The following is a 266-nucleotide window of genomic DNA, read 5'->3' as shown; positions in this document are numbered from 1 at the left end:
CTTAAAGCCTTGTTTACCACGCCGTCTCGTGGCTGTACCCTTGCAGCAGCATTGGCGTTTGTCGCTTATTTACTCAACCAGCGCTATGGCAGTGGCGATGCCTGGATGTACGAAACCGAGTCGGTGATCACCATGGTCCTCGGTCTGTGGATGGTGAATGTGGTCTTCTCCTTTGGCCACCGTTTGCTTAACTTCCAGTCAGCGCGGGTGACTTATTTTGTTAACGCATCGCTGTTTATCTATCTGGTTCACCACCCGTTAACGCT

1 protein-coding gene is annotated in these 266 nt (G+C 51.5%); it reads left to right on the top strand.

All coding sequences use genetic code 11. The annotated features are described in order from the left end of the window. Positions 1–266: acyltransferase family protein (locus IEQ44_RS15995; protein ID WP_227487655.1), on the top strand; the 266-nt coding region annotated here is incomplete at both ends.

The organism is Nocardioides malaquae (assembly GCF_015070385.1).
GTDB classification, from domain to species: Bacteria; Actinomycetota; Actinomycetes; order Propionibacteriales; family Nocardioidaceae; genus Nocardioides; species Nocardioides malaquae.
The sequence above is the reverse complement of the archived record's forward strand: the minus strand, read 5'-3'. Positions and strand labels throughout refer to the sequence as shown.